Consider the following 26,990-nt stretch of genomic DNA (forward strand, 5'->3'; position numbering starts at 1 on the left):
CGCTCCTCCACCGAGTCATTCGGTTGTCGTATCAGGGCGACTCGCCGTCCTGACAGCCTGCCCAGCTGGTGGCGCACCCCGTCAGCGACTCAACGCCCCCTGCATCCACCGCCAGCACCCGTACATCCAGGGTGTTGACGCCGATGCCCAAGCCCTCGAGCGCCGGCTCCAGCAAGGCCGTGTTGACGTCAGACAGCGTCGCCGACAGCAGGGAGGGCACACCAAGAGTGGATACCAGCCCACCAAGCAAGCCCAGCTGGTTGACCACACTCGTGACCAGTCCATTCAGCACCTGGGTCACCTGGGCCCCACCTTGGCCATCAAAGACCGCCCGGGACTGGTCGGGCCAGCCGAGTCGTCGCTGCTCCTTGGCGCCCTGGGCGCTGCCCGCGGTGGCCTCTTCGTCATTGGAGAAAAGCCCCAGCAACCTGACCTCCTGCTCGATCTGCACCAGCGAACGCTGGGCCACGACGCTAAGCTCGAGCCCGTCATCCAGCGCAGCCATGGCGTCGACCGCCGCGCGCCCTTCAGCCCCGGTCACCCGGGTGCTCACCTCCACATTCAGCAGTCCGGCCACGCCAAGCCCAAGCTCCAACGACAGCTCGAGCTGAGCATTGCGGGCGACGCTGGGATAGCAGGACGATGAACAGTCGCTGGCCAGACTTGCACCAGCGGGGCCCGGAGGTCCCACGGCGATGGTCGGAGGAGAGATGACCTCGAGTGCCAGCGACAGGTCGGCCAACCCCAGCCCGACGGCGATCGAGGAAAGGTCTGCCAGCCCGAGACGGACTCCGCCCTGCTTGCTGGCGTCGAGCAACAGCGCGCCTTCCAGCAGCTCGCGAACCGGCACTCGAGCGGTGAGAATATCGCGCACCGCGACCTCTCCCTGTGGGTCGATCGCCAGCAGCTCGGCCAGGGTGAAGCGCTCGCCAGGCGCCCCCGGACGCACCGGATTGGCGCCTACCGAGTCCAGTGCCTCACGGATACGCTGGCCCAGTGCCTCGAGATCCAGCGATTGCGCGAGTTGCTCTTCAAGGTCCACGTCCAGCGACTCGACCCCCAGCAGTTCGCCCAGGCTGAGCTCGAGCCCAACGCCGTCATACGCCCCCAGCACCGTCAGGTCGAGCCGAGCACCGACCAGTCGATCGAGCAGCAGCGCCAGGACTGCCGATTCGCTGGTATCGACCTCAAGCAGGCTGGTCCCGGCGCTCAGCGTTACCATCGAGGCGCGCCTTGCCACCCCGGTAGCGGTCAGCCGGGTGTTGTCGTCCACCTCGCCGCCGATCAGCTCACCCAGGTTGGCCAGCAGGCTGCTGGGCACCTCACGCTGAAGTCTGACCTCGACGCTGTTGGCGAGCCCTGACTCCGTGATGAACCTGCCACCGTCGTCAACCGCGCCCTGGGTCAGGGTCAGGGTGGCGTCCCCCGCGTCCACATCGATGCCATTTTCCTGAACGGCATCGATGGCCCACTGGCGCAGGCTGGCATGGCCACAGGCATCCCCCTGAAACAGCGCCTGGCAACTTGCCGCCGCGGATACTGCCGCCAGGTCCGCCGCCTGCTGCAGGCGACGCTGCTCCAGATACAGGCGCCCGGCATCCAGGGCCAGGGTCACCAGGGCGACCAGCCAGACCAGCAGGAAGGCGGTCATCACGCCGATGGCGCCTCGCTGTCGCTGCAGCCTGCCAGCCGATGTCATCGGTCGCCGTCGCGGTGTGTCAGCTTCAATCCTCGCCAAAGCCGGTCTCGATATAGCGCTCTGGAATCGGGTGGCCGAAGCTGTCCACATAGCGCTGATAGATCTGGCTCTGGACCTTGCCCGACAGCACCTGGACGGAGGGCGATGCCACGCGTCCCTCACGCTGTGCGGCCAGCATTGCTCGGGTACGTTCGCCGAAGGGGTCGCGACTGGCGGGAAGTCGCACGATGCCGGGATGGCTGTTAGCGCTCTGCTGCGCTTCCGCGCGATCCGGCCATAGCATCAGCGCCAGGCTCAGCAGCAGACAGACCATCGCCGCCACGATGAGGGTCTTGGGCTGGGTGACAATGTCCTTGCACATCACGGTCCATCGCTCCTTGCAGGAGCGCATCCTGCGTCGGCTCATCATGATTCCGTCCTCTCACCGGGAGATGCCGCCGGGGAGATCGTACGCGGCGGCGCCGCCAGCAGTCGGGCGTCGACTCCCAGGCGTCGTGCGGTGCGTTCGGCCTGAGCGGCTTGCCCGCTCAGCCGCAGGGCCAGCACCAGGTTGGCGGCCGCCTGCTGGTGGCTGGGGTCGAGCTCCAGCGCGGTGCGAAATTCCTCCGCCGCCTGCGGCGATTCGCCTGCCAGCAACAGCAGGTAGCCGAGATCATTGCGGATGCGTGGATCGATCGGCCGGGACTCCCGGGCCTGCCGCATCAGGGTCATGGCCTGGTCGTGACGGCCAGCGCGAAAGGCATTGCGTGCCAGCCCGCGATAGCCATCTGCCACCAGGCAGGTGCCCAGCAGGGCCTCGTAGGCGCGATTACTGCCCTCGACATCGCCGATGGCGCGTCGTGCATCGCCTTCAAGACGCCAGGCAAGCGGCAGCCCATAGTCACCTGCCTCCAGGTGAGCGGCGGCGGAGCGCGGCTTGCCGTCGTCCAGCATGCGCTCGATCAACGACAGCTCGACACCGATATCGGCAGCATAGCGGCGTCCACAGGGCCCGCTGCTCTGCTGCTGGGCGTCGCCCACCACCTCGACGGCCGGCGCGAACGCCGTCATGGGCATGGGCTGTGAAGACGCGCTGGTACATCCACTCAGCAGCGAGACTCCCAGCAGCGCGGCCAGGACGCACCACGCTGCCCCCATTCCGGAGTGCCGTGGCATGCCAGCTGGTGGTTGGCCGGAAGCGGCGAGGGTGGAGTGGCGATCTCTCGATGTCATCGGCGTCTCCCACCGGTAGTGAAGCAAAGGACTCGGCATCACGGCCCTCCCAGGGATCCCATCAGTCCACTCAGGTTGACCAAGGCGGGACCGGCCATGACGATCAACAGGGCGGGGAACAGACACAGCATCATCACCAGCGACATGGTTCCGGACAGCTGACTGACACGCTGTTGCAGACGTGTGCGGCGCTGGGCCCCAAGGCGCTCCACCAGGGTGGTCAGGCTATCCCTGGCGCGGCCTCCCGTTCTGGCCATCTGGGCAAACATCAGGAAGAACTGCTCGACGCCTTCGCTGGCCTGCACCGCGGCCAGCTCTTCCAGCACCTTCTCGCGATCCTGGCCGCTGTCGATGCGGTTGGCGGCGATCCGCAGTTCAAGCACCATATCCGGGGTCGTCGCACCCAGCTGTTGAATCAGTCGATGCAGCAGGCTTTCCAGGGTCATGCCGGTGTCCCACAGCATCCGCGTCACCTGCAGCACCAGTTCGATATCTTCATCGAGCCGCAGCGTTCGACGACGACGCTTGCGCTCCAGCGCGAGCCACCCCAGTCCCGCTGCGAAGCCCCCCCACAGGGCAGACATGACCACGATACCCGCCACAGGCCTGCCGCCCATGATCGCCAGCAGCCCGCCCAGCATGGCGGCGCCGACCATGACCACGGCCCACGCCAGCAGCACCGCCAGCTGAGCCTTGGCCCCCACATGCCCGGACTGCCGAAGACGCAAGGACAGCCGTCCCGCCAGACCAGGGCGGCTGGCGCGACTGCGCCATAGACCGCGCCCTTCCCGCAGTAGCCGCGACTCCTCCCGCCGGCGCTGTCCTTCCTCACCCACGGGCAGCCGCGTACTGATCAGCAAGGCTGCTGCCGCCAGGGCCAAGGCCACGACGGACCCGCTCCACCAAAGATTCCACATCAGCCGCCTGTTCTCCTTGTCTGTCCTACCCGCGTTGCAGCGCCGGCAGACGTTCGTTGCAGCGAGGGGGTCATACCGACTTGAGCATGCGCCACAGCAACCATCCCCCGCTCAGCTGCAGGACCACGGCCAGCGCCAGGGCCTGGCGACCTCCGCTGCTCTCCAGCATGGGCAGCAGAAACGCCGGCTGCGTCAGCTGGATAAACAGCGTCAACAGCAGGGGGGACAGGCCCAGTACCAGAGCACTGATGCGGGTTTCTCCGGTCATGGCCGCCAACTCACGACCGCTTTGCTCGCGCTGGTGCAAGGCGGCGGCAAAGGCATCGAGCATGTCGGACAGGCTGCCGCCATGGCGTTGGTTGATGCGCATGGCGGTAGCCAGCAGCCCCAACTCGTCGAGCCGCAGTATCTGCCCCTCACGGGCCAACCCTTCGTCCAGTTCCTGACCGAGCTGACGCCTCAACATGACGCGAGACAGCGCATCCGACAGTGGAGGACGTACCCGCCGTGTCGCGTGCACGAAGGCGGTTTCCAGCCCTTGACCGGCCACCAGGCCACGGCTGACCTGACTGAGAAATGGCGCCAGCTGGCGGCGTGCACGGCGCCGGGTGCGCGCGGCACGCAAACGAATCAGCGCATTGGCCAGCACCACCACCAGCACCACGGTCGCCGGGCCCCAGACGGCCCCCAGGCGTGACAGCAGCAACATCGCCAGCACCAGCAGACTGCCACCGGCCACAGCGACACTCAGTGGCGAGGCGGGCAACCCTGCCGCCGTCAGGCGCTCGACCAGCCATTCCATCAGCGAGTCATGGGTAACCAGCGAGCGGCGTCGCGCGGTGCGCTGACCGCCAGCCGCGCGCTCGGTGTGGGCACGCGCGCTCTTCATCAGTAGCCATGCAGCCGTGGCAAGGCATGCCGCCACCAGCGAAAAGACCACCCAGACATTCATGGGTGCGCCTCCTCAGCGCCATCTACCAGCGCCGCCAGCAGCCGCGGCCAGCAGACCGCAGACGCCTGGTCTGCTGGCCGCGCCGTGAGGTGGTCAGTCACCGGTTGCCCCTCTCGGTAGAGCGGCTCCAGGACCACCTCGCCCTGGCGTAACCCGACCACACGCAGCACCTCTGCTACCCGACGCTGACCGCTGCTGTCGCGAGCGACGTGTACGATCAGGTCGAGCGCAGTGGTGATGATTTGACGCACCAGCGCATCGGTCCCCTGAAAGCGCGACATGCGCACCATCATCTCCAGCCGTACCACGGCATCGGCGGCCGAATTGGCGTGAACGGTACTCATCGAGCCCTGATGTCCCGTGTTCATCGCCTGCAGCATGTCCAGCACTTCGTCGCCCCGACTTTCCCCCAGCAGGATCCTGTCGGGGCGCATGCGCAGGGCATTCTTGACCAGTGCACTGGCGCCGACCTCGCCTTCTCCTTCGATGTTGGGCGCTCGGGTTTCCAGCCGCACCACGTGGTGGCTGGCCAGCTGCAGCTCGGCACTGTCCTCGATGGTGACCACCCTCTGCTGAGGTGGGATCGCTGCGCTCAGCACGTTCAGCAGCGTCGTTTTGCCGGCCCCGGTGCCACCGCTGACCAGCAGATTGCAGCGCTCTTCCACCGCTCGGCGCAAAAAGGCCATGAGGTTGGCCGGCACGCTGCCCATGGCCACCAGGTCCTGCCCGGTCAGCGCCTCCCGCCGAAACTTGCGGATCGAGACGCTGGGCCCGTTCAGCGACAGCGGCGCAATGATGGCGTTGACCCGGGAGCCATCGGCCAGGCGGGCATCCACCATCGGACTGGATTCATCCAGACGCTTGCCAAGGGGCGCCAGCATGCGTCGCACGACCCTGAGAATGTGATCATCATCGAGGAAGGCGAGCTGACACGGCTCCAGCCGGCCACGGCGTTCGACGTAGACCTGGCGATGACCATTGATCAGGATGTCGGAGATGGTGTCATCGGCCAGCAATGGCTCCAGGGGCCCGAAGCCATTGAGCTCGCGACAGACATCCTCGACCACAGCGTCGACACTGTCGGTCGGCGTGGCGTAGCCCCGCAGGCTAAGCGCCTCTGTCACCAGCTCGCGCACCTGCTGACGCAGCTGCATGGGCTCATCGGCGATGCCCCTGACGTCATCCTCCAGGCGCTCGACCACCAGCTGGTGAAGCTCGCTGATCAAGGCAGGCTCTGCCCCCGGCGCCGCCTTCCGCTGACTGACCTCGGCACGCTTTTGACGAAATGGCATGGCGCTCTCCTCTCACCCCACCCGCAACCACCGATCAGCGACTGAAGCCCACCTCGGACACGCGCTCTATGGCTTGTGCATCCTGTGGATCGAACATCAGTTCCAGGAAGTTCGGGTCATAGCTCTCGAACGCGGCGCCAGGCATCGGCCCCAGATCCACCCCGGCGGCCAGCGGCCTGACAAGGTGCGGCGTCACGATCATGACCAGTTCCTTCTCGTCACGATCCAGGCGTGTCGAGCGGAAGAACGCGCCGATGACCGGGATATCACCAAGTCCAGGGATCTTGTCGACGCTTTGAATGATGTTGCGGCTGACCAGACCACTGATGATGAAGCTCTCGCCGTTGCCCAGCTGCACCGTGGTATCGGTGCGGCGGACATTCAGCGCCGGCACCGCGATCCCGGCAGTCTGCACCCCGCGGGAAAAGTCCAGCTCGGACACTTCGGGCGCCACCTTGAGCATGATGCGACGCTCGTCCAGCACCGTCGGCGTCAACTGCAGACGGATACCGAACTCCTTGAAGTCGACGCTGATCTGGTCGTCACCGCTTTGCACGGGAAAGGGAAATTCGCCACCGGCAAGAAAGCTGGCGCTCTGGCCAGACAGGCTGACCAGGCTGGGCTCTGCCAGGGTATAGGCAAAGCCATTGGCGCTCAGGGCGCTGAGTGCCGAGAGCACGCCACTGGTATTGACCTGAATGATCGAGAAGCCGCCGTCACCCGCATTGGGGGCCACCGCACCGCCCGCCAGGAAGTCGAGCGTCTCATCGCTGCGGCCCAGGGCAAAGCGGGTCGAGCCTGCCTGGTTGCGCCCGATGAAGAAGCCCGCGGAGGCCATGCGGCTGCGGTTGACCTCTACCACGCGGATGTCGGTCTGGACCTGGACCGGCCCGGCCTGGGTGGTCCCATCAATGGGATCGCTGGCAAAGCGAGAGATCGCCTGATCATGGCGTTCGAGGGAGCGCGTCACGCCACGCACGTCAGGACGCGAGGTGCCGGGGGCCAGAGAGTACTCCGACTCGAGCCCCTCGCCACCGGCGGGGCGCACCTGAATCAGAGTTTCCCGGGGTTGGCTGGCACCGTCGACCCATACCTTGAGGCTGGTGCTTCCGGGGCCGACGGCGGTCACCAGCAGCGACCGCGGGTCCAGCACCTGGGCGTCAATGATGTCCCCCCGCCCCACCGCGGTGCGGGTGATACGTCCTGGCTGGCCCAGCCACTGCTGATCACCGACGGCCAGGCTCAGTCGTGACTCGGGTGACTGCGCCAGCCCCACAGCGGGGATCAACGCCACTGCCAGCAGCAGCGCGGCTACCAGGCGTTTGCCTGGCGCCAGTCCGCGCCCTGTCCCGCGGGCACACACTCTCCAGCACACCGACTTCGGTCGGGCGATCTTGCCATCTAGCTGCATGCTTGGTCCTGTTCCCTGCGCGGGTTCCGCTAGCCATGGCGACTGCCGCCACCGCTGCCGAACCTCTCATTATGATGTCAGTCTGTTGACCGCCCGTTTCCAGCCTTCCTACCGCTGGCTGCCCGCGATCACGGCAGTGAGACCACTCGACTGCGGGCTCCGACGTGTTGCACCACCTGGTATCCCTGGGCGCGTGACGCCTGCGCCGCCGGTCTGGGCGGTTGTCGCTCGATACCGGTAAGCTCATCGAAGCTGACGCTATTGCCGGGCTGGCTCAGGCTCTGGCCCAGCGATACCGGCAGGACGCTCTGCCCCAGCGCGAAGCGCAGACCGTCATCGAAGGATTCGCCCAGAGCCGCTTCCTGGTTGCCCACCACTGCCAGTCGCAGCCGCCCCGTCGCCTCGGCCAGCAGCAGCCGCGCGGTCTGGGTTTCCGGCATGGCCAGCACGGCCGTACGCTCGGAGCCACTGTCTTCCTGGCGGTCGCCACCTACCAGGCGCTCGCCTACCCCGAGCACGCTGACATCGGAAAACAACCGCCGTGCCAGCCGATGGCGCTGACCGTTGCCGTCATCCGTCTCGGCAAAGAACAACACGTCGACCCGGTCCCCCGGCGCCACGAAACCACCGCCGCCGATGACCGCGTCGATACCCACCCCGACGGCACGAAAGCCTGGGGGCACCACATCGGCCAGGGCACCACCGCCGACGAATCCGCCCGGCCTCAGTACATCGCCCTCACCGAGGGGCCGCGCCAGGCGCGCATCCGGCACCTGGGCCAGCTCAGCAAAGCTGCCATCCAGCGGGGTAGGAAAATAGGCCAGCCGCAACGCATCGGGCAGGTCAGAGGGACGCTCCCCCGCACTCAGCTCCCGAGCGGCCACCAGCACCGGATAGCCCAGTGGTTCGGGCGGCGCAGAAGGTTGCATCGACTCAATCCCCGCATCCAGCGGAGGTGCTTCGGTACTGCTCGTGTACCACCCTAAGCCTGCCAGCATAATGGCCAATAGAATGAGCACCGTTGCCGCGACTCGCAGCCCTTTCACTCCCACTCCGCTCGCCTCGTTTATAGCCGCCATTGATTAGCCACCGACATCGACAATACCCAAAGGAGTTCGATACAGCTGAAGTGACTCAGTCTCCCGCAGAGCCAGTGATGCCGAGAGTTGTCTTTACGTCATCAAGGAGGCTGCTGATCATATCGGCCAGAGATCCACCACCTGCGTCTCCTGCACCAAATACAAAGAAGAGCGCTGCGGCGATCAAGGCGACGATAACGCCGTATTCAATAGCGGTTGCCCCGCGCTGACGGCGGCGCTGGGGGCACTGAGGCTGCCTGGCAGCGACCTTGACGGCCTTGGGGCAAAGGGGGTTCGCGAAAAAGAGAGGGGACTTTTTCATTGTGGATACTCCTGCGTAAAATCGATATTTTTATATACGTTATATCTTAATTACCGATTCATCATTGTTCGTCACACGGTCACCAAGATCGCCAGTCTTTATGGGGCTGTTCCTTCTCACCCGTGATGTCTACTGGCTGCTTCTTACTCCTTCTTGCTAGTCCTTTTTTATTAATTCATAGGATTATCTTATTAGTAGCCAGAAGAGGTATTTATGTCACCTTAGAGATGGCAACGGAATGTAATTTTTTGGTAGTGACTGATACTAAACATTTCATTCGGATATCAATGAACCAGCATTCAATATGTCTGACATTGCACACGCTGTGCCGTTATGAAGGACGCAACCAACGGACCAGCGGCCATTCCGTGGCCATCCATCGCACCATGACGATCCGGATGACGCCATTGCGTCATGACCGCCAAGGCGTCCCGCTTGACCCGTGAGGTCGGCGCCGGGACACTGCGCTCCTCACCCGAATCTTCATCAGCCGAGCAGACGTGCAACCGTGGCCAGTCTTCCACCCTCTTCCCCCAGCGGCCTAGCCGACACCCTTGGTCGACTGCCGCGCATCGCTGCGCTGGCCTGGCCGATCATCCTGTCCAACATCACCGTGCCCCTGCTGGGGCTCGTGGATACTGCCGTGGTCGGCCACCTGCCGGACTCACGCTACCTGGCCGGTGTGACCCTGGGGGCCACGCTGTTCGGCTTTCTCTACTGGGGTTTCGGCTTTCTGCGCATGGGCACCACCGGCCTCACTTCCCAGGCCATGGGGCGCAGTCGAGATGACCAGGTCCGTCATCTGCTCGGCCAGTCACTGCTGCTGGCCGGCGCCATCGGCGTGCTGTTGATCCTGCTGGGGCGCCCGCTGATTGCGCTGGGGCTATGGCTGCTCGATGGCAGCCCGCAAGCCAGTGAACTGGCCGCCAGCTACGCCGAGATCAGGCTGCTGTCGGCCCCTGCGGTCCTGGCCAACTACGCCATCCTGGGCTGGTTCCTGGGGCAACAGAACAGTCGTGTGACGCTGGCACTGCTGCTGACCAATAACGGCGTCAACATCGTCCTCGACCTGCTGTTCGTGGTGGGCCTGGACATGACCAGTGACGGCGTCGCCTGGGCCACGGTGATCGCGGACTACTGCACGGTGGCGCTGGGGCTATGGTGGTGCCGGCACCGCCTCGGCCGCTTGGGAGGCCACTTCGAGCGGGCCCGGCTGTTTACCGTGGGCGCCTATCGCGAGCTGTTCTCGGTCAATGCCAACCTGTTCGTGCGCACGCTGGGGCTGCTGTTTGCCCAGGCATTCTTCACCGCCCAGGGGGCCGCCCAGGGGGATACGGTGCTGGCGGCAAATGCGGTGCTGCTGCAGTTCATCATGCTCACCTCCTATGGCCTGGACGGATTCGCCAATGCCGCAGAAGCGCTGACCGGCCATGCCATCGGCCGCCGGCGCTTCGATGACTTCGCCCTGTCGGTGCGAGCGGCTGCCCTGTGTTCGCTGGCGACCGCCGCCCTGGCAAGCCTGGCCTTTGCCCTGGGCGGTAACGCCTTGATCGCCCTGCTCACCGGGCTTCCCGAGGTACGCGCCAGCGCCGCGGATTTCATGCCCTGGGTGATCCTGATGCCCTTGGTGGCGGTATGGAGCTACCTGCTCGATGGGGTCTTCATCGGCGCCACCGCCATTGCCGAAATGCGCAACTCGATCTTTATTGCACTGGCCGCCTATCTGCCCCTGTGGTGGCTGACCCAAGGCATGGGAAATCATGGACTTTGGTTAGCCTTTACGACTTTTACCGCAGTGCGTTCCGGGGTCCTTGTGGCCTACTATCTTCGCTATCGCAGCACGCGCTGGAGCAGCACGGGTTAAGGCCTTCGCCCGGTCGATGCCCCTGCTGTCAGCTCAGATGCCGGTGTATGCCCAAACGTCATCGCTTGAAAGGTGACTTTGACGCCCGGCGGCGGACTGCGGCACCGTTGACGCCAGGTGGCCGGGAAGGCCATTTTCACAACCAGAAGAAGCGAAATACGCCATGTTGAGAGCTCTGTCACGACCCGCCGTGAAACTGGTGGAGCGCTATCTACCAGATCCCTATGTCTTCGTCCTGCTCCTGACCATCATCGCTGCGGCAGCGGCCATCGCGGTGGAGCGCCAGTCGCCCATGGCGGTGCTGACGTACTGGGGCGACGGTTTCTGGAACCTGCTGTCCTTCTCCATGCAGATGCTGCTGGTACTGGTCACCGGCTTCATGCTGGCCAGCTCGCCACCGGTCAAGCGCCTGCTGGCAAGTCTGGCTCGCATCGCCAATAACGCGGGTGCCGCCATCCTGCTGGTCACCCTGGTGTCGCTGGCCGCCAGCTGGATCAACTGGGGCTTCGGCCTGGTGGTGGGCGCCCTGTTCGCCAAGGAGCTGGCCCGCGTCGTGCGCGTCGACTATCGCCTGCTGGTCGCCAGTGCCTACTCCGGCTTCGTGGTCTGGCATGGCGGCCTGGCCGGATCGGTCCCCCTGACGATTGCCACGGAAGGGAACCCCTGGGCAGAGCAGATCGGTGTCATCGGCACCGGCGAAACCATCTTTTCCTACTTCAATCTGCTGATTGTGCTGGCTCTGTTCATCGCGGTGCCGCTGGTCAACCGCATGATGCTGCCGGGGGAAAAGGAAAGCGTGTACGTCGATCCGGCCCTGCTGGGAGAGGAAGAAGACCGCCGCGTGCGCATCAGCCGCCCGGCCGAGCGCCTGGAAAACAGCATGACGCTGGCGCTGCTGGTGGGTATGCCAGGTCTGATCTACCTGATCAGCTACTTCGTCGGTGGCGGTGGCCTGAACCTGAACGTGGTCAACTTCATGTTCCTGTTTCTGGCCATCGTGCTGCATCGCACCCCTCAGAGCCTGCTGAACAGCCTGAACGAGGGGATCAAGGGCGGGGCCGGCATCGTCATCCAGTTCCCCTTCTACGCCGGTATCATGGCCATCATGGTGCAGTCAGGACTCGCCGAGACCATGTCGCAGGCCATGGTGTCCTTCGCTACCGAGACCACCCTGCCGTTCTGGACCTTCATCAGCGCCGGCATCGTCAACATGTTCGTGCCTTCGGGCGGAGGCCAGTGGGCCGTCCAGGCACCTGTCGTCATTCCTGCCGCTCAGGCGCTTGGCGTGGACATCCCGCGTGCCGCCATGGCGGTCGCCTGGGGCGATGCCTGGACCAACCTGCTGCAGCCTTTCTGGGCGCTGCCGGTGCTGGGAATTGCAGGACTGAAGGCCAAGGACATCATGGGCTTCTGCCTGGTTCAGCTGTTCATCACCGGCATCATCATCTCGGTGTGTCTGACCTGGCTATGAGCCGCCCGAGCCGGGCGAGATGATGGCAAAGGCGGGCCGATCGGTCACCGCCCCGCTGTACAGTGCCGGCAACAACTGAGTTTCAACGTGCGCCTTGTCTCCGCTCGCGGAGGCAAGGCGTTATGCTATGTGCATCACAGACCGAACTGCATGCTTGAGGAGCCATCCATGCTAGAACAGAGCCTCCCGGGTCAGCACGAACTGACCATGACCGTGCTGATGACACCCGACATGGCCAATTTCAGTGGCAAGGTGCACGGTGGCGCCATCCTCAAGAAACTCGATGAGGTGGCCTATGCCTGCGCCAGTCGCTACTCAGGTCACTATGTGGTCACCCTGTCGGTCGACCAGGTGCGCTTCAAGCAGCCCATCCATGTGGGTGAGCTAGTGACCTTCCTGGCCAGCGTCAATCACGTCGGCCGCTCGTCAATGGAAATTGGCATTAAGGTGGTGGCGGAAGACATTCGCCAGAAGATCATTCGCCATACCAACAGCTGCTACCTGACCATGGTCGCGGTGGACTCGGACGGACGCCCCGCCACGGTGCCGCCGCTGACGCTGGACACGCCGATACGCAAGCTGCGCTATGAAAAAGCCACCCTGCGCAAGAAGCTGCGCAAGCAGGCAGAAGAAGAGGAGCAGCGCACCCAGCAGGAGCTGGGCCAACGCTGAGACACCCGAAGCCGTATCCGACGAGGTCGGCGATGACCCGACAGGCCAGCCGCTAGGCGGCCTGTCGCAGCCTGCGGTTACGGTGCTGGTTCCTGTTACGGTTCCTGGTTGCTGGCCCGCACCATCACGATGCCGGCCAGCACGAGGGATCAACCGCAGCCCAGCTCGACAATCGTATCGGCGTCATCCAGGCGCACGTTCAAGCGGTCCAGGCGCAGGTCCATGGTCGCCACTCCGCCCGGTCTCAGCACGCGCAGGGTCTTGGCACCACTTTCGGCTTTCAGGCGTTCATCCTGTGCCTCCTGGTAATGCTGCCCCACCCAGTCCTGAACAGCCGCCGCGTCACAGGCTTCAGCCAAGGGAGCCCGCTTGGGCGGCAACGGAGCGGGCTCACCGGTCCCGCCCGACGACGCGCTGCACCCTGCCAGCGCAGCAACCATGAATAACGGAAGAAGAGCTTTCATCATCGGCCTCCAGTGCCTGAATGTCCTTTCGTCTGGCCCATGGCAAGGGGCCACTTGCTGCCTGAACGCTGGCGCCAGGCGGCCCTGCACATGACAAGGGGCCAGCATAGCAGATGCCTTGGACCATGCTTGGCGTCCCCTCCTGACTTGCCTCATGTTCCTTATTTTTTCATCACTGGCTAGGCGCCTGCCCTGTCCACAAAAAAGCGGTGATGCACCTGAGTGACATCACCGCCGTTTGTGTTTCTGTTTCTTTTACTTTGCGTATTCCTATTCCTGTCGCTGGATCAGCATCCCTGCGTTGCCGTGGCTCTCTGCCAGGGCCTTGCTGCCAAGACCTTGCTGCCAAGGCCTTGGAGAAAGCCTGGCGGAGTGCAGGTTTGTGGCCAGCGATCAGGCGGTGCTGTTCTGGATGGCTTCACCACCCTTCTCGATGTCCTGGCCGACACCCCGCACCGTGTTGCAGCCACTCAACAGCGCCAGGGTAAACATCGATACCAGAATCAATGCCAGCGTCCTTTTCATTGTCCCTTCTCCTTGCAGCCAGGTGGGTAAGCAAAATACATCATCCTCAGATAATCTAGCACGATGACGTTCATTCGCTAGGCTTTGTGTCGCGCTTTTCGAGGGTCTGCACAGCACTCAGTAGAGGGCCAGGCGCAAAATGATCACGGCAATCACCGCCACCGTCAGCCATTTGACCACCATGGCGCCCCGGGAACTCATGTTGACCTTCACCGCCAGCCAGGCACCGGTCATGCTGCCGGCGGCCAGCACCAGGCCGTAGCTCCAGCGCACCTGGTCATGCCACAGAAAGATGCCCAGGGCAGGCAGGGTGTAGACAAGGATGATCAGCACCTTGAAGGCATTGACCTGGCCAAGATCGATCTTGAGCATGCGATACAGCACGATCATGAACAGAATCCCGACCCCGACCTGCAGGAAGCCGCCGTAGACACCGATCACGAACATCGCCAGATAGATGCCAGGGGTCAGCCGCTCCACCGTCAGGGGCCGAGTGTCGATCTTCGGTTGTGGCAGCAGCATGATCACTGCCGCGGCGACCATCACCACCATCAGGATCGTCTCGAACAACGCATCGCTGACCTGAAGCGCCAGCCACACGCCCAGCATCGAGCCCAGTACAGCAGGCACCGACAGGCGCAGGCTGAGCCCGATATGACGGGCTCCTGCACGAAAGAAGTTGGCCACCGCTGACACGCTCTGCAGAGTGATCGACACCCGATTGGTGCCGTTGGCCACCTGAGGGGGAAGTCCGAGAAACATCAACAGCGGCAGCGTCAGCATCGAACCGCCCGCCGCCAGCACATTGATAAAACCTGCCACGATACCTGCCGTCAGCAGGGCCGCTCCCTCGACCAGGGTCATCGTCTTTCCTCTCTCGCTTGTATCGAATAGGGGGTGTATCGAACTGGGGGTGTATCGAGCAGGGGTGACGTCGAACAGGAACTTCGTCGAATAGATGCCCCTGTCGTGGCCGCCTGATGTACCCTGCCTGAAACGCCATTCAGGAGCCCGCCATGAGCGATTTCGTCATCGACCCACGCCTTGTCGCCGACACCTATCCCGTCACCGAACTACCGTTGTGTCAGCTGCGCCTGATGGATGATGCCCGCTACCCCTGGCTGGTACTGATTCCCAGGCGGGCCAACGTCACCGAGGTGTTCGACCTGTCGGAAGCCGACCAGCAGCAGCTGTGGCGAGAAGCCACTCGCCTGGGCCAGGCGCTGAAGACCCACGCCGGGGGTGACAAGCTCAATATTGCCAGCCTCGGCAACATGGTGGCGCAGCTGCACGTGCATGTGATCGTGCGGCGAGAAGACGACGCGGCCTGGCCAGGGCCGGTGTGGGGCCACAGCCAGGCCATCGCCTACGACAAGGACAGCTTGGCCGCCACCAAGGACCGTGTGCTGGCGCTGGCCGGCGGGCTGTCCTTGCACCCCTGACGGGCTGTCACACGCCGAGGCCACCACTGCGACTACCTGGCGCCATCAGTGGCAAGCCAGGATCCGATGCGCCAACCTGCAGCATCAGCAGAACGCCCAGTCCGATGATCAGCACGCCACCGGTCAGTGCCACCATGGCGGCCAGGCGTGCCACGGCGCGACTTCGCGTGGCGGATGTCCGCGCCACGCGAGCGGACACCCAGTCCCGTGCCAGCACGCTGGCGATGCCCAGGGTGGAGACCGTCATGGCGGTACCCAGCGACATCGCCAGCACCGCTGCCACCCCCATCCATGGCTGGCCCAGCAGGCTGGTCACGCCCATCAACAGCACGGCCCCCGAACATGGCCTGGCACCGATCGCCAACACGGCCAGCCAGGCCTCGCGACCACTGCCATCCGGCGATACATGGTGATGACCGCCACAACACTCGTGATGATCATGATGCGAACCATGAGCATGATGCCCGTGGGACGGATGTTCGTGGTGGTGCGCCTCGATATGGTGCGGCTCGTGATGGTGTGCCCCATGGTGCTCAGACCCAGCAGACTGCTGCGCTGGGCGCGACAGCGACACCAGCCGCTTCAGCGCGCGTCCGCTCAGCCACAGCCCCAGCAGTGCGACCAGGGCGAAGCTCAACCGCTCGACCCACACCACACTGCCCAGTGCCTCGCGGGTCAGCCAGCCCAGCCCCTGCACCAGCGCCAGTATCAGCAGGATGGCGACCGCTCCCTGCATCAGCGCGGCTCCCACCGACAGAGCCAGGGCGCGACGCCAGGCGCCTCCCTGGGAGACCAGGTAGGCGCTGATCACAGCCTTGCCATGTCCTGGTCCTGCCGCGTGGAAAACGCCGTAAAACAGGCTCAGGCCTATCAAGGTGGCCCAGGCTGCAGCGGACGGCGTCTGGTCGATCAGTGTGACCGCCTGAGTCAAGCGACGATGCAGGTCGGCCTGCATGGCGAGCACCCAGTGGCCGAGCGTATCCAGCGCGCCGGTCACCGCCAGCAGCAGCAAGACGCCCGCGACGGCGCCCACCGCGAGACACACCTGAACCCACGGTTGTTGCAGCTTCAGCACGCTACACGCCCCGTCTCGGCAAAGAAGCGTCCTAACCCTTCCGGCGCACTGTCGTCGACATCCAGCTGGGCGGCCGCCATCACCTTGTCCGGATCGGGTTCGGCAATGATGACCGATGCCTGACAGCCGTCGGGCGCTGTCAGCGCTTCGTCCAACGGACCATCCGCATCGGCCTCATGGACCACCTCCACGTAGTAGGAGGGGTCATATACCCGGTACTCGAGGGTGCTGCCGGCAAGCTCCATGGGTTCGGCCAGGGGCAGGCGAAAGTGCAGCACGATACGCTCATCGCGCTCCATCACCGTGGCATCGCTGACGCCCTGAAAGACCACTTTTTCGCCGTCGATCTCGGCTTCGGTGAAAAAGTCCCGGGGAGCCAGACTGGTCAGCATGTCCCCTCCCAGGCGGTCGAGGGCCGCATCGCGCCCTTCCTCGTCGGCATCGATCTCTTCCAGCAGCACCAGACTGTAGAACGGATCAAGACGCCAGATCTGGCGTAATGCCACCACCCGGCCTTCGCTATCGGTCTCGAGCTGGACCGACAGATCGACCCAGCTATGGGGGTGTGACAGCGCCACCTGGCTTGCCCAGGGCCCCACCAGGACAAGCACGAGACTGGTCATCGTCATCAAGCGGCGAACACGTGGCCACAGCGAATGGCGATCCCCACAGGTGGCACGCCGCTTCGGCGAGACAGCCGCGGCCAGGACGGATTGTAGAGCGTACATCAACGGGCAAGTCTTCCCTGTAGTTGAACAAACAGCGGTTCTACGACGTCAGCGGGCAGCGTGCGACCGCCACGAAATCCCTGCAGGCTGACACTGGCCTGGGTGTCTCCAACGTCCTCGACCCGCACCTCGAGACGATAGCCAGGCGGCCGCGCCAAGGAGGCATCGATGCGTCCAAGTGCACCATCTGCCTGGGTGATGACGTAGCCTTGCTCCATCAACAGGGCAAGCGCCTCGTTCAGGGTCTGCTCTGCGCTCACGGCCACCTGCATCTGCCGCGGCGCTTCCGTGGTGACCGATGGGCCGGCACAGCCGCTGAGCAACAGCAGCACGAGTATTCCCCAGCAACGGCTCATTCGATGCCTCCCGAGACACCCGCCTGGGATGCCAGCTGCTGGCGAATCGAGGTGCAGAACGAGGCATCGCTGGCGGTACGCGACTCCCGTAGCTGGCCGGTCCAGTCAAACAGACGAATGTCACGCGTCAGCTGAACCTGCTGGTCGGTCAGCGCCACGGACACGCGCTCCACTCGGGTGGCATCATCGCTGCCGCCCCAGCCCCAGGAACCGAACCCTACGCCAACTCCGGCGCCGACATGCCCACCGCTACCCCCCAGCACGAAGCCACCAAGGCGTGGCCTGACCGCATCGGCATTATGGTAGGTCGTGCGCTCGGTCTTCTCGGCACTGACCACCCCCAGCGCGGTATCGGTATCGCGCACCAGAAAGTCACGGCCTTCGAGCACGGCCACCACATCCGCAAGACTCACTGCCCCGTCAACGACGGGCCACTGGCAGGCTTGCGACGGGGCTGGCTCCGCCACCGGCATCTGCTGAGGTGTGGTCTGACAGGCGCTGAGCCACGGCAACAGACACAACGCCGCCACGCCTGAGCATTTCGCCCAATCGGGGCGGCTTGAAGGACGCCATTTTTTGGACACTTGCATCAGGACCTCCTGCCGATGACGTGAAATACTTCCGAGAGTCTACGCTGTCCCGAGTCAGGGGCAAACGCTGGTCCAGCAGGACATTCCGACCAGGGGGCTGTCCATGTCGTCCCCCCTATCACCAGTTCATGTCACCAGCTCATGTCACCCGCTCATTTCTTCGAACCGGAGAGGCCACCCATGAATGTGTTGATCTGCCCCGATAGCTACAAGGATGCGCTGAGCGCCACCGATGCTGCCCGCGCCATCGCCGAGGGTGCGCGACGCGCCGACCCCACCCTGACCATGGATGAATGTCCGATGGCAGACGGGGGAGAAGGCAGCCTTGAGGCCCTGCTCAGCGCCACCGGCGCCGAGCGCCGTACCGCCACCGTGCAGGATGCTCTGGGCAGACCAGGCGAGGCTGCCTGGGGATGGCATGCCGCCAGCCAGACGGCCTATATCGAACTGGCAGAGGCCAGCGGACTGCAGGCACTGAGCCCCGAAGAGCGTACGGCGCTTCACAGCACTACCCACGGCGTCGGGGAGCTGGTCCTGGCGGCCCTCGACGCCGGCGCCCAGCGCATGCTGATCACTCTGGGCGGGAGTGCCACCAATGATGGCGGAGCCGGCATGCTGGCAGCGCTGGGGGCACGGCTGCTGGATGCCGATGATCAGCCGATTTCCCCCACTGGCGCCGGCCTCGAGCACTTGGCCAGGGTCGACCTTTCCGGGTTAGACCGGCGCCTCGACTCGGTCGTGGTCGAGGCCGCCGTGGATGTGGACAATCCGCTGCTGGGCGAGCGTGGCGCCAGTGCCATCTTTGGCCCTCAGAAGGGCGCCTCCCCGGAGGACGTCGAGCGCCTGGATGCCGCGCTATCACGCTGGGCCGACAAGGCCGCGGAGCAGCTGGGCCAGGATTGGAGAGATGCGCCAGGCACCGGCGCCGCTGGTGGCATGGGCTTCGCGGTAAAGGCCTTCCTCGGGGGGCAGCTGCGCCCGGGTATCGAGATGATCATGGAGCAGGCCGGGATGGAGCAGCGGCTGGCCAATGCCGACCTGGTGATCACCGGCGAGGGCCAGCTCGATGGCCAGAGCCTGTCGGGCAAGACGCCGATAGGTATTTCCCGTGCGGCACGGGCCAGAGGCATACCGGTCATCGTGCTGGCAGGACGCATGGCACCCGGCTGGCAGGCCGCTCTGGACGAGGGCGTCAGCGCCGCCTTTGCACTGGCAGATGGGCCCATGAACCTCGATGAAGCCTTGGCTCGCTGTGCCGAACTGCTGTCTGATCGCACGGAAAATCTGCTGCGTGCCATGCTCGCTACGTCAGGCCGCTAAGGTCCGTCGACAAGCGCTCTTGCTGGGACTGGTGGAACACGCCGCCTTGGACACGCCCCTTGAAAATGCAGGGGGTCATCACTATGTCATTAGGAGCGGTCATCAATGGGCCCTATCGCGGCGATGGAGGTAATTGGTTTCACTCCCGCCCACCGGTATCGATACCCTGTCGGGATATACAGGACCACAGCGATCAAGGAGGTATTGCATGAGCGACACCAACGCCATCGGCCTGCACCAAGGCAGCGCCAGCGACCTGGCTAACAAGCTCAACGAACTGCTGGCCAACTACCAGATCTTCTACATGAACGTGCGTGGCTATCACTGGAACGTGAAGGGCCCCAACTTCTTTGAGCTGCACGAAAAATTCGAGGAGTTCTACACCGACCTGCTGGTCAAGGTAGATGAGGTCGCAGAACGCATCCTTACGCTGGGGCACAAGCCCGTCCACGCCTACAGTGACTACACCACCCTGTCGCGGATCAGCGAAGACAAGGACGTGCACGACGGAGAGGCCTGCGTGCGCGGCGTGCTCCAAGGGTACCAGCAGCTGATCGAGCTACAGCGCGAAATCCTGTCGGTGGCCTCGGATGCCGACGATGAGGGCACCGCCTCTCAGGTCGGGGACTACATCCGTGAGCAGGAGAAGACCGTGTGGATGCTGGGCGCCTACCTGGGCTGACCACACCGCCACACCGGCCTGAATGATCTCGCCCCGCGCGCCAGCCACTGGCGTGCGGGGCGTTTTGCTTCCAACCACCCGACCGTCACCACCGCGCTGCCTGCGCGAGTCCTCTGACGTCGGAGCGGGTTCCAGGGCGACGTTCAAGGCGGATTCCGGGGCAGCCGTCAGGACGACCTGCCGTGGCCTTCATGGCTGCTGGCCTCATCAGTGCCGGTCAGCGTGCTGGAAGCCTCCGCCGCACGCTTCAACTCCTGAGGCAGCGGCTTTTTCATGCGCGCGCCAAGACGCTCGAGCTCCACGGCCTGGGCCACCAGGCTACCCTGCCCGCGAGACAGCCGGTTCATCGCTTGCTGATGGCTGTTACTGGCCCGTTCCAGGTGCTTGCCCACATCGTCGAGACTCTCGACGAAGCCAGAGAACTTGCCCAGCAGACGCTCGGCCCGGGACACGATGATGCGCGCGTTCTCATTCTGGCGCTCCATGCTCCACAGTCCCGCCACGGTGCGTAGACTGGCCAGCAAGGTGGTCGGCGTGACCACCACCACCTGGCGATCGAAGGCTTCCTGAAACAGCGAGGGATCCCGCTCAAAGGCCGCGGCGAAGGCCGGTTCCACCGGCACGAACAGAAACACGAAATCCGGTGAATGCAGCCCCGGCAACGCCGGGTAATCCTTGGCGGCGAGCCCGCGTATATGGCTACGCAGGGAGGTCAGGTGGGCACTCATGGCCGCTTCTCGCTCTGCCTCATCGTCGGCATTGACCACCCTCGTCCAGGCGGTCAGCGAGACCTTGGCATCGATGATCAGGTGGCGATCCTCGGGGAGATAGATGATGGCGTCGGGCCGCTGGCGCCCCTGTTCACCATTCATCGAGACCTCTCGCCGGTACTCGATGTCGCGCCTCAAGCCGCTGCGTTCCAGCACCGTTTCGAGCATCAGCTCGCCCCAGCCCCCCTGGGCCTTCTGATCACCCTTGAGCGCCCGGGCCAGGCCCGCGGCTTCTTCTCCCAGTCGCGCGTTCAAGCTGGCCAGTTGCTCGATCTGGGACTTCAGCGACACCGCTTCACGACTGTGCTGTCCCGTCAGTTCCTCGACCCGTCGCCGGAACTGATCGACCTGCTCACGGAAGGGCTTGAGCAATGACTCCATGCCTTCTCGACTCTGCGCCTGATACGCCTGCTGACGCTCCTCGAAGACCTGGCCGGCCAGCTGGTGGAACTCCTGCTTGAGGTTGTCCCGTGCCTGCTCCACCAGCGCCATCTGCTCACGGTGGCGTGCTGTCATCTGCTCGCGTTCGGTTTCCAGCCGGGCATTGTGCTCGCGCACCTCGGCCATATGCTCACGCAGGCTATCCCGTTCGCGCCGCAGGGTCTCCAGTTGCTCTCGACTGGCATCCAGCTGGGCATCGCTGATCGCCAGCTCCTGCTCCAGCTGACGCGAGGCCTGCTGACGCTCTTCCAGACGCTGTGTCAGCTGCTCCAGCGCTTGATCCTGGCGGCGGCGATGCTGGCGACCACGCCAGACCAGCCACAGCGCCACCAGGGCCAACAGCGAGACGCCGGCAAAGGCCGGCGTCATCGGGGTCGTAAGCAACGCCTCTTTCATCTCAGTCAGGGGTCCTTGCCAGGTCACTGATCACGGCCTTCAGCAGGTCATAGAATGCTTCCACCGTGGAGATCTCGACACGCTCATCGGGGGAGTGAGCACCACGAATCAGCGGGCCGAAGGAAATCATCTCCAGGTGTGGATACTTGCCACCGAGAATACCGCACTCGAGCCCGGCGTGGATGACCTTGATCTCCGGCGCCACACCCAACTGCTCCCGATGCAGCGTGCAGAAGCGCTCGAGCACGCTGCTGTCAGGCTGTGGCGTCCAGCCAGGATAGCCGTTCTCAATGCGGGTCCGAGCCCCGATCAGCTCAAACAGGGCACTGAAACGTTCGGCCAGGTCGGCGGTGGCACTGTCACGCAGCGAGCGCACCAACGCACACAGGTGAAAGCGGCCTTCTTGCAGGCGGATCACGCCAAGATTGTTGGAGGTCTCGACCACGCCCGGAACATCGACGCTCATGCGCTCGACGCCGCAGGGGGCAGCATGCAAGGCCGCCACCAGCAGCCGGCTGGCGTGACAGGTCAGCGCCTCATGACGAGGCTCTGGGCAGGGCTCCAGGGTCAGGCGCAGGCCCTCATCCACGCCGCTCAGCTCCTGACGCAGCTCCTCCTCCAGCTGGATGACACGGCCGTGCACGTGCTCGACCTCGTCCCGGGGCACCATGATCACCGCCTGCGCCTCCCGCGGGATGGCATTGCGCAGGGTGCCGCCCTGGTATTCCACCAGGCGCACTTCTCCGCCATCAAGGGCACGCAGCACCCGCACCAGCAGCCGGTTGGCGTTGCCCAGCCCCTTGTCGATGTCGATCCCGGAATGCCCACCCCGCAGGCCTTTGAGGCTGAGCGTCAGCGCCTGCTCGTCCTCGCTGGTCGACTCCATCGGTAGCTGGGCCTCGACCACCACATCAGCACCGCCGGCACAGCCAATGTAGACCTGACCGGGCTCCTCGGAATCCAGATTGAGCAGTATGCTGCCGGTCAGCCAGTCCTTGGCCAGGTTGAGAGCGCCCCCCATGGAGGTCTCTTCTTCCAGGGTAAAGATGGCCTCAAGGGGTCCGTGGACCAGCTCCGGCTCCTCGAGAATGGCCAGCGCAGCGGCAACGCCCAGTCCATTATCGGCGCCCAGGGTAGTGCGATCGGCCTTGAGCCAGCCCTCTTCGACCCGGGTCACGATGGGGTCACGAGTGAAGTCGTGGGGCATGTCGGCATTGGCCTGGGCCACCATGTCGAGATGGCCCTGGAGAATGACGCCGGGGGCCTGTTCGTGGCCCGGGCTGGCGGCCTTGGACAGGCGCAGGTTGCCGTAGGCATCACGGTCGTGAGCGATCCCTTGCTGCTCGGCCCAGGCCTCGATAGCGGCCACCAGGGCGGCTTCATGGCCCGACGGGCGCGGTGTGTTGCACAAGGTACGGAAGTGGCGCCAGACAATGGCAGGCGCGAGGGTGTCGAGATGTTGGTTCATGCAGGTGATGCCCAGGTTTTGCAGATGCAGGCACTCTACCCCTGCTCCGCCGGCTTGGAAAGGTGACCGATCACGTCCAGGCCATGTCCCACTGCGTCCCGAAGCCATTGTTTGACCTGTGCCTTGCCGCTGAGCGAAAGCGCCGCGGCCAGGGAACTTTCCGAGCGGCCTTGAAACGCCCAGGCCGCGAGCCACGCCAGGTCGCCATTCCCCCCCTGATCGCCACAGGTGATGGCCTGGTGAGACAGCCGGGCCAGGGCAACGATCAGGGCCTGGATAGCCGGTCGCGACAAAGCGGGTTCACGCAGGCCCCGCGCCAGATCCGTCAGCTCTCCCAGGTCATGATCATCCGGCGGCGCCAGGGTGGAATGGGCCAATAACGCCATCACCACCTGCGGCGGCAGCAGCGGCAGCTCGAACGCCAGAAGCCCTGGCAGCTGTCGCTGGAAGCGCTGGGTCAGGCGCTCAAGGATCCGCTGCCCGTCATCTGTCAGGCTCCGGGCCAGCATGACCGCGTGCTCGCCGGTGGCCGCTTCCCGGGTCAGGCCGAGGCGCACCGGACGATAGTCCCGGCTGTACCAGAAGCTCAGCAACTCGGGATCTGCACCGAAGCTGGTCCCCAGCAGCATGCAGCCATCTAGCGACGCTTGATCGGCGACATCATCGAGCAGGCGCGCCCCGCATCCGCAACGACGCCAGTCAGGATGCACGGCAATTCTGGACACCCGGCGCAACGACCCGGTCAAGGCACCTCGCTCGCCGGCGTGTGCGGCCAGGGACTGGGCCATCAGGTGTCCCCGTGGACGCCGCTGCCCCAGCAGCACCTGCTCTGCCAGGTCGTCGTCAAAGCGGCCTTCATCGATGGTCACGCAGACCGCCACCGGATGGGCCGGCGGGCCCAGCACCCACAGGCGGGTGTCAGGACCATCCAGCAGCGCCCGCAGGTCACTGGGGGTGGTGCGATAATGGGCCTGCACCAGCAGCCCGAACATCCCGCGCAGGGCATCCTCATCTTGCGCCAGGGCCGCCCGATCGATGACTGACGACGGCAGCGCCGCGACCTGGGACGCCAGGTCGCCAGCTGCCACCGGTACGTCGGGCATCTCCGCGTCCAGACACAGCAGAGCCGATATCGCCGCTTCCAGGGGATCACCGGCCGCCCAGCGTATCGGCGCGGTCAGCTCCATGGCCTGCCACTGCGGTGTGATAGCGTCGAGCTGACGCCTGAAGCGCAGCGCAAAGCCTCGACCAGAGCCTTCATAGCCGTGCACGGTGGTAGCGAAGGCGACACGCGGAAATGCCTTCAGCCACTGACCCAGCAGCGCTGCCGGAATCGCCGCAGCCTCATCCACCAGCAGGACGCTGCCGGCGCCGCCGGCTTCGCCCGTGGTCACGGCATCGGAAAGCCCATCTGGGGCCATGAAGCGCAGCCGCCCGGCGGCCAGGCAGTAGTCATTGCCGTCACGCACACCCTCCGGCAACAGCGCCGCCAGACGGGCGAACACCGCCTCCACGGATGACACCCTGGGGGCGGTCAGCAGGATCTCGACCGGCGAATCGGCGGAGGCGTGCTCCAGCATTCGCGCGCAGGCGATGCCCAGCGCCGCGGACTTGCCACGACCACGGTCTGCGGTGATCACCAGCGGACGGCGGCGCTTGAGGCGAGACAACCGGCGCACCGCCTCGGCCTGGTCCGCGGTGAGGCAGTCAGCATCCGAGGACGGTGACACCGTTTCGGATTGAGTCGGCGATAAGGACGCCGGAGCCCGAGTTGAAGCGAGGTCTGAAGCCTGGGCCGGGGCCCCATCTAAAGAGCGCGCTGGCGACAGGCCGGCATCGCCATGCCAATGCATGACGCCATCCAGCTCGCCCAGCAAGCGGTGCAGGCGCTTAAGATAGTGACTGGTCAGCGACGCCGACGCCCAGGGGTGAGCGGCGATACGCCGGTAGTCCCGGTCAGGCTGGCGGCCGCCGTCGTCTGGCATCAGCAGCAGCAGCAGACCGCCGGCGACCAGGGTACCGGACAGCGCGCCCAGCGCATCGGGGTCGAGCCCCGAGGCGGGTGACAGGGCATCGACGATCAGCAGATCGTGTTCATGCCCCAGGCGCATCCTGGCCTTGCCGAGCGCCACCATCTCCACTTCGTCCCGTGCGGGTTCTGCCACGACCTCAAGGTCCATGCCCGCCCACAGCGGCGCCTCCCAGCCCCCTTGTGCGAGACACTCCAGGGCTCGACGACGGACCTGTTCCGGCGACCCCGTCATCCACACCATCCCGCGCTGACGCTGCTGGGCCAGACGCGCACGATAGTCGCGTAGGCGCTCGAGATCGGCATGGGTGACGAGGCTATGCATGGCGGCTCCAAGATAAATCAACTTTGGTCTAATGAAAGCACCGATTAAACGCTCGTGCGATCTATGGCGGTGCAGCATAGATCCGCTTCTAACTTATTCATTTTCTTGAATTGTCGATACTTTTTATCGCTTCAAGAGCTGTGCATATGCCAAAAAAGCGTGGTGATTCATCGACATGTGTCGCATCGAACAACGCTTGTGGACCGTGCTAGCTTGATGAAGCCGAGGCGACAGCGAGGGTCCCCCCGCTGTTCGGCCACTACTCCCAGGCACCGCCACCATGGATGCCAAACGCCAACCTGGAGAGGCAGCGACCGCCTCCTTTGCAGAATCACAACAACCCACGGGGAGCACCTGCATGAAGCACACCACCACATTCACGCTTACCGGCCTGGTGGCTGGTATCGCCCTGGCCACCATGTCCAGCTCGGCGATGGCCCAGGAAAAGTGGACCATGACCACCACCTGGCCAGAGAACCTCGACCTGATCGCCATCGACAAGCATTGGGCTGAGCTGGTCAACCAGCTGGCCGGTGACGAAGTCCAGATCGAGTTCTACGCCGGCGGCACCCTGATGCCTGGCACCGAAGTCTTCGATGCCACCGAAACCGGCAGCATCCAGGCCGCCGGTGACTGGCCTGGCTACTGGGCCGGTCGCAGCCCGGCATTTTCGCCGCTGGCAACGACCACCAGCCTGTTCAACGGCGTCGACTACCTGAACTGGATTACCCAATGGGGGGGCTTTGAGCTCTACCAGGAGATCTACGGCCAGTACAACATGGTCTACCTGCCCTACGGTATCACCAACAATGAATCGGGTTTCCGTGGTGGCACGCCGATCGAGTCCATCGCCGACATCGAAGGCAAGCGCCTGCGCCTGTCCGGTCGCGACCAAGGCCGCGTCCTCGAGCAACTCGGCGGCTCTCAGGTCACTCTGGCTGGCGGTGAAATCTATCAGGCCATCGAACGTGGCGTGGTGGATGGCGCCGAATTCTCCACCCCTGGGGTGGACTACAAGGCCGGCTTCTCCGAGGTGGCTGACTACTGGATGACCCCTGGCTGGCACCAGTCCGCCAGTGTGTTCGGCGTCATGATCAACAAGGATGCCTGGGACGCACTGTCCGAGGAAACTCAGGCCAAGCTGAAGATCGCCTCTGAAGCCACCATGGCCTGGTCACTGGCCTGGTCCGAGAAGCAGTCGACAGAAGGCACCGCCAAGTTCATCGAGGATGGCACCACCATCAACCAGCTGTCCGAAGAGGATCTGGCCAAGATCCAGGACATCACCAACGAGGTGATCGTGCAGGGTGCCTGCGAGGACCCGATGCATGCCAAGGTCTATCAGTCGATGATCAGCTACCTGCAGGACTACGCCCAGTGGCGTGACGTCTCAGTGCCCTTCAACATGAGCCGCGTCACCGACAACATCCCGTCGCTCGACGACATCGAAGCCTGCATGAACTAGGCAACACGCTTGCCTTCACCGGC

26 protein-coding genes are annotated in these 26,990 nt (G+C 64.5%); 7 read left to right on the forward strand and 19 right to left on the reverse strand.

Annotation, left to right across the window (positions count from 1 at the left end; translation table 11 throughout):
• Positions 1–31 precede the first annotated feature (31 nt).
• The 9 genes from JF545_RS06980 to JF545_RS20210 all read right to left on the reverse strand — a co-directional run bounded on the left by JF545_RS06980 (position 32) and on the right by JF545_RS20210 (position 8,884).
• Positions 32–1,699, reverse strand: coding sequence for a pilus assembly protein TadG-related protein (locus tag JF545_RS06980; RefSeq protein WP_206940613.1), 1,668 nt, complete (start codon positions 1,697–1,699; stop codon positions 32–34).
• Positions 1,700–1,724: 25 nt separating this feature from the next.
• On the reverse strand, positions 1,725–2,108 hold the full coding sequence (locus JF545_RS06985; protein WP_206940614.1) for a DUF3613 domain-containing protein: 384 nt from the start codon (positions 2,106–2,108) through the stop codon (positions 1,725–1,727).
• The gene (locus JF545_RS06990; RefSeq protein ID WP_206940616.1) at positions 2,105–2,911 is read right to left on the reverse strand and encodes a tetratricopeptide repeat protein; all 807 of its coding nucleotides are present in this window, start codon (positions 2,909–2,911) and stop codon (positions 2,105–2,107) included. Before JF545_RS06990 ends, JF545_RS06985 begins: the two co-directional genes overlap by 4 nt.
• 38 nt (positions 2,912–2,949) lie before the next feature.
• Positions 2,950–3,828, reverse strand: a complete 879-nt coding sequence (locus JF545_RS06995) for a type II secretion system F family protein (protein ID WP_206940619.1) — start codon at positions 3,826–3,828, stop codon at positions 2,950–2,952.
• Positions 3,829–3,898: 70 nt separating this feature from the next.
• Positions 3,899–4,780 carry a type II secretion system F family protein gene (locus JF545_RS07000; protein WP_206940628.1) on the reverse strand — a complete coding sequence of 294 codons (882 nt, stop codon included), beginning with the start codon at positions 4,778–4,780 and terminating at the stop codon, positions 3,899–3,901.
• A complete protein-coding gene (locus JF545_RS07005) occupies positions 4,777–6,072 on the reverse strand; it encodes a CpaF family protein (protein WP_206940629.1) in 1,296 nt (431 codons plus the stop codon). Before JF545_RS07005 ends, JF545_RS07000 begins: the two co-directional genes overlap by 4 nt.
• Before the next feature lie 34 nt (positions 6,073–6,106).
• On the reverse strand, positions 6,107–7,483 hold the full coding sequence (locus JF545_RS07010; protein ID WP_206940631.1) for a type II and III secretion system protein family protein: 1,377 nt from the start codon (positions 7,481–7,483) through the stop codon (positions 6,107–6,109).
• Positions 7,484–7,611: 128 nt separating this feature from the next.
• On the reverse strand, positions 7,612–8,562 hold the full coding sequence (gene cpaB / locus JF545_RS07015; RefSeq protein ID WP_277987374.1) for a Flp pilus assembly protein CpaB: 951 nt from the start codon (positions 8,560–8,562) through the stop codon (positions 7,612–7,614).
• Between the two features lie 55 nt (positions 8,563–8,617).
• Positions 8,618–8,884 (reverse strand): Flp family type IVb pilin, encoded by a 267-nt coding sequence (locus JF545_RS20210; protein WP_206940635.1) that lies wholly within the window; start codon positions 8,882–8,884, stop codon positions 8,618–8,620.
• 508 nt (positions 8,885–9,392) lie between these two features.
• Here JF545_RS20210 and JF545_RS07025 point away from each other — a divergent pair.
• The 3 genes from JF545_RS07025 to JF545_RS07035 all read left to right on the forward strand — a co-directional run bounded on the left by JF545_RS07025 (position 9,393) and on the right by JF545_RS07035 (position 12,891).
• Positions 9,393–10,748 (forward strand): MATE family efflux transporter, encoded by a 1,356-nt coding sequence (locus JF545_RS07025; protein ID WP_224852129.1) that lies wholly within the window; start codon positions 9,393–9,395, stop codon positions 10,746–10,748.
• 163 nt (positions 10,749–10,911) lie between these two features.
• Entirely contained in the window at positions 10,912–12,219 is a 1,308-nt protein-coding gene (locus JF545_RS07030; RefSeq protein ID WP_206940637.1) for a short-chain fatty acid transporter, read from the forward strand.
• 168 nt (positions 12,220–12,387) lie between these two features.
• Positions 12,388–12,891 carry an acyl-CoA thioesterase gene (locus tag JF545_RS07035; RefSeq protein WP_206940639.1) on the forward strand — a complete coding sequence of 168 codons (504 nt, stop codon included), beginning with the start codon at positions 12,388–12,390 and terminating at the stop codon, positions 12,889–12,891.
• A 149-nt stretch (positions 12,892–13,040) separates the two neighbouring features.
• On the opposite strand, the gene JF545_RS07040 is transcribed toward JF545_RS07035, so the two are convergent.
• The 3 genes from JF545_RS07040 to JF545_RS07050 form a co-directional block, all read right to left on the reverse strand.
• Positions 13,041–13,355 (reverse strand): I78 family peptidase inhibitor, encoded by a 315-nt coding sequence (locus JF545_RS07040; RefSeq protein ID WP_224908615.1) that lies wholly within the window; start codon positions 13,353–13,355, stop codon positions 13,041–13,043.
• A 393-nt stretch (positions 13,356–13,748) separates the two neighbouring features.
• The gene (locus tag JF545_RS07045) at positions 13,749–13,880 is read right to left on the reverse strand and encodes an entericidin A/B family lipoprotein (RefSeq protein ID WP_206940644.1); all 132 of its coding nucleotides are present in this window, start codon (positions 13,878–13,880) and stop codon (positions 13,749–13,751) included.
• A gap of 117 nt (positions 13,881–13,997) precedes the next feature.
• Positions 13,998–14,744, reverse strand: a complete 747-nt coding sequence (locus JF545_RS07050) for a sulfite exporter TauE/SafE family protein (RefSeq protein WP_206940646.1) — start codon at positions 14,742–14,744, stop codon at positions 13,998–14,000.
• A 152-nt stretch (positions 14,745–14,896) separates the two neighbouring features.
• Here JF545_RS07050 and JF545_RS07055 point away from each other — a divergent pair, with 152 nt between their 5' ends.
• Entirely contained in the window at positions 14,897–15,322 is a 426-nt protein-coding gene (locus JF545_RS07055) for an HIT domain-containing protein (RefSeq protein WP_206940648.1), read from the forward strand.
• Positions 15,323–15,329: 7 nt separating this feature from the next.
• Here the strand turns inward: JF545_RS07055 and JF545_RS07060 are convergent, their stop codons facing one another.
• From JF545_RS07060 to JF545_RS07075, 4 genes are all read right to left on the reverse strand, one after another.
• Complete coding sequence (locus JF545_RS07060; protein ID WP_315899991.1) at positions 15,330–16,397, reverse strand: nickel/cobalt transporter; 1,068 nt, start codon at positions 16,395–16,397, stop codon at positions 15,330–15,332.
• The gene (locus tag JF545_RS07065; RefSeq protein ID WP_206940650.1) at positions 16,391–17,020 is read right to left on the reverse strand and encodes a DUF1007 family protein; all 630 of its coding nucleotides are present in this window, start codon (positions 17,018–17,020) and stop codon (positions 16,391–16,393) included. The genes JF545_RS07060 and JF545_RS07065 overlap by 7 nt, the downstream gene beginning before the upstream one ends.
• Positions 17,021–17,124: 104 nt before the next feature.
• Positions 17,125–17,481: a hypothetical protein gene (locus tag JF545_RS07070; RefSeq protein WP_206940652.1), complete on the reverse strand. Its 357-nt coding sequence runs from the start codon at positions 17,479–17,481 to the stop codon at positions 17,125–17,127.
• Positions 17,478–18,071, reverse strand: a complete 594-nt coding sequence (locus JF545_RS07075) for a hypothetical protein (RefSeq protein ID WP_206940654.1) — start codon at positions 18,069–18,071, stop codon at positions 17,478–17,480. The genes JF545_RS07070 and JF545_RS07075 overlap by 4 nt, the downstream gene beginning before the upstream one ends.
• A gap of 180 nt (positions 18,072–18,251) precedes the next feature.
• Between JF545_RS07075 and JF545_RS07080 the strand changes: the two genes are divergently transcribed.
• Both JF545_RS07080 and JF545_RS07085 read left to right on the forward strand, forming a co-directional pair.
• Entirely contained in the window at positions 18,252–19,391 is a 1,140-nt protein-coding gene (locus tag JF545_RS07080) for a glycerate kinase (protein WP_206940656.1), read from the forward strand.
• 208 nt (positions 19,392–19,599) lie between these two features.
• Positions 19,600–20,073 (forward strand): Dps family protein, encoded by a 474-nt coding sequence (locus tag JF545_RS07085; protein WP_206940658.1) that lies wholly within the window; start codon positions 19,600–19,602, stop codon positions 20,071–20,073.
• A 167-nt stretch (positions 20,074–20,240) separates the two neighbouring features.
• Here JF545_RS07085 and rmuC read toward each other — a convergent pair whose 3' ends face one another.
• The 3 genes from rmuC to JF545_RS07100 are packed head-to-tail and all read right to left on the reverse strand — an operon-like array spanning position 20,241 to position 25,502.
• Positions 20,241–21,680, reverse strand: a complete 1,440-nt coding sequence (gene rmuC / locus JF545_RS07090; protein WP_242520709.1) for a DNA recombination protein RmuC — start codon at positions 21,678–21,680, stop codon at positions 20,241–20,243.
• Position 21,681: 1 nt separating this feature from the next.
• Complete coding sequence (locus JF545_RS07095; protein ID WP_206940660.1) at positions 21,682–23,148, reverse strand: aminoacyl-histidine dipeptidase; 1,467 nt, start codon at positions 23,146–23,148, stop codon at positions 21,682–21,684.
• Positions 23,149–23,183: 35 nt separating this feature from the next.
• On the reverse strand, positions 23,184–25,502 hold the full coding sequence (locus tag JF545_RS07100) for a tRNA(Met) cytidine acetyltransferase TmcA (RefSeq protein ID WP_206940662.1): 2,319 nt from the start codon (positions 25,500–25,502) through the stop codon (positions 23,184–23,186).
• Between the two features lie 358 nt (positions 25,503–25,860).
• Between JF545_RS07100 and dctP the strand changes: the two genes are divergently transcribed.
• Positions 25,861–26,967 carry a TRAP transporter substrate-binding protein DctP gene (dctP, locus tag JF545_RS07105; protein WP_206940665.1) on the forward strand — a complete coding sequence of 369 codons (1,107 nt, stop codon included), beginning with the start codon at positions 25,861–25,863 and terminating at the stop codon, positions 26,965–26,967.
• The last annotated feature ends 23 nt before the right edge of the window (positions 26,968–26,990 follow it).

Origin of the sequence: Halomonas litopenaei (assembly GCF_017303055.1) — a bacterium.
Taxonomy (GTDB): Bacteria; Pseudomonadota; Gammaproteobacteria; order Pseudomonadales; family Halomonadaceae; genus Halomonas; species Halomonas litopenaei_A.

What these genes read in the sequence shown, in the direction of transcription:
- JF545_RS07005 (WP_206940629.1), bottom strand. Translation starts at nt 6,072, where the DNA reads ATGCCATTTCGTCAAAAGCGTGCCGAGGTCAGTCAGCGGAAGGCGGCG.
- JF545_RS07100 (WP_206940662.1), bottom strand. Translation starts at nt 25,502, where the DNA reads ATGCATAGCCTCGTCACCCATGCCGATCTCGAGCGCCTACGCGACTAT.
- JF545_RS06995 (WP_206940619.1), bottom strand. Translation starts at nt 3,828, where the DNA reads ATGTGGAATCTTTGGTGGAGCGGGTCCGTCGTGGCCTTGGCCCTGGCG.
- JF545_RS07050 (WP_206940646.1), bottom strand. Translation starts at nt 14,744, where the DNA reads ATGACCCTGGTCGAGGGAGCGGCCCTGCTGACGGCAGGTATCGTGGCA.
- dctP (WP_206940665.1), top strand. Translation starts at nt 25,861, where the DNA reads ATGAAGCACACCACCACATTCACGCTTACCGGCCTGGTGGCTGGTATC.
- cpaB (WP_277987374.1), bottom strand. Translation starts at nt 8,562, where the DNA reads ATGGCGGCTATAAACGAGGCGAGCGGAGTGGGAGTGAAAGGGCTGCGA.
- JF545_RS07065 (WP_206940650.1), bottom strand. Translation starts at nt 17,020, where the DNA reads ATGACCAGTCTCGTGCTTGTCCTGGTGGGGCCCTGGGCAAGCCAGGTG.
- JF545_RS07045 (WP_206940644.1), bottom strand. Translation starts at nt 13,880, where the DNA reads ATGAAAAGGACGCTGGCATTGATTCTGGTATCGATGTTTACCCTGGCG.
- JF545_RS06985 (WP_206940614.1), bottom strand. Translation starts at nt 2,108, where the DNA reads ATGATGAGCCGACGCAGGATGCGCTCCTGCAAGGAGCGATGGACCGTG.
- rmuC (WP_242520709.1), bottom strand. Translation starts at nt 21,680, where the DNA reads ATGAAAGAGGCGTTGCTTACGACCCCGATGACGCCGGCCTTTGCCGGC.
- JF545_RS07070 (WP_206940652.1), bottom strand. Translation starts at nt 17,481, where the DNA reads ATGAGCCGTTGCTGGGGAATACTCGTGCTGCTGTTGCTCAGCGGCTGT.
- JF545_RS07080 (WP_206940656.1), top strand. Translation starts at nt 18,252, where the DNA reads ATGAATGTGTTGATCTGCCCCGATAGCTACAAGGATGCGCTGAGCGCC.
- JF545_RS07055 (WP_206940648.1), top strand. Translation starts at nt 14,897, where the DNA reads ATGAGCGATTTCGTCATCGACCCACGCCTTGTCGCCGACACCTATCCC.
- JF545_RS07000 (WP_206940628.1), bottom strand. Translation starts at nt 4,780, where the DNA reads ATGAATGTCTGGGTGGTCTTTTCGCTGGTGGCGGCATGCCTTGCCACG.
- JF545_RS07075 (WP_206940654.1), bottom strand. Translation starts at nt 18,071, where the DNA reads ATGCAAGTGTCCAAAAAATGGCGTCCTTCAAGCCGCCCCGATTGGGCG.
- JF545_RS06980 (WP_206940613.1), bottom strand. Translation starts at nt 1,699, where the DNA reads ATGACATCGGCTGGCAGGCTGCAGCGACAGCGAGGCGCCATCGGCGTG.
- JF545_RS07035 (WP_206940639.1), top strand. Translation starts at nt 12,388, where the DNA reads ATGCTAGAACAGAGCCTCCCGGGTCAGCACGAACTGACCATGACCGTG.
- JF545_RS07010 (WP_206940631.1), bottom strand. Translation starts at nt 7,483, where the DNA reads ATGCAGCTAGATGGCAAGATCGCCCGACCGAAGTCGGTGTGCTGGAGA.
- JF545_RS07030 (WP_206940637.1), top strand. Translation starts at nt 10,912, where the DNA reads ATGTTGAGAGCTCTGTCACGACCCGCCGTGAAACTGGTGGAGCGCTAT.
- JF545_RS20210 (WP_206940635.1), bottom strand. Translation starts at nt 8,884, where the DNA reads ATGAAAAAGTCCCCTCTCTTTTTCGCGAACCCCCTTTGCCCCAAGGCC.
- JF545_RS06990 (WP_206940616.1), bottom strand. Translation starts at nt 2,911, where the DNA reads ATGACATCGAGAGATCGCCACTCCACCCTCGCCGCTTCCGGCCAACCA.
- JF545_RS07095 (WP_206940660.1), bottom strand. Translation starts at nt 23,148, where the DNA reads ATGAACCAACATCTCGACACCCTCGCGCCTGCCATTGTCTGGCGCCAC.
- JF545_RS07085 (WP_206940658.1), top strand. Translation starts at nt 19,600, where the DNA reads ATGAGCGACACCAACGCCATCGGCCTGCACCAAGGCAGCGCCAGCGAC.
- JF545_RS07040 (WP_224908615.1), bottom strand. Translation starts at nt 13,355, where the DNA reads ATGAAAGCTCTTCTTCCGTTATTCATGGTTGCTGCGCTGGCAGGGTGC.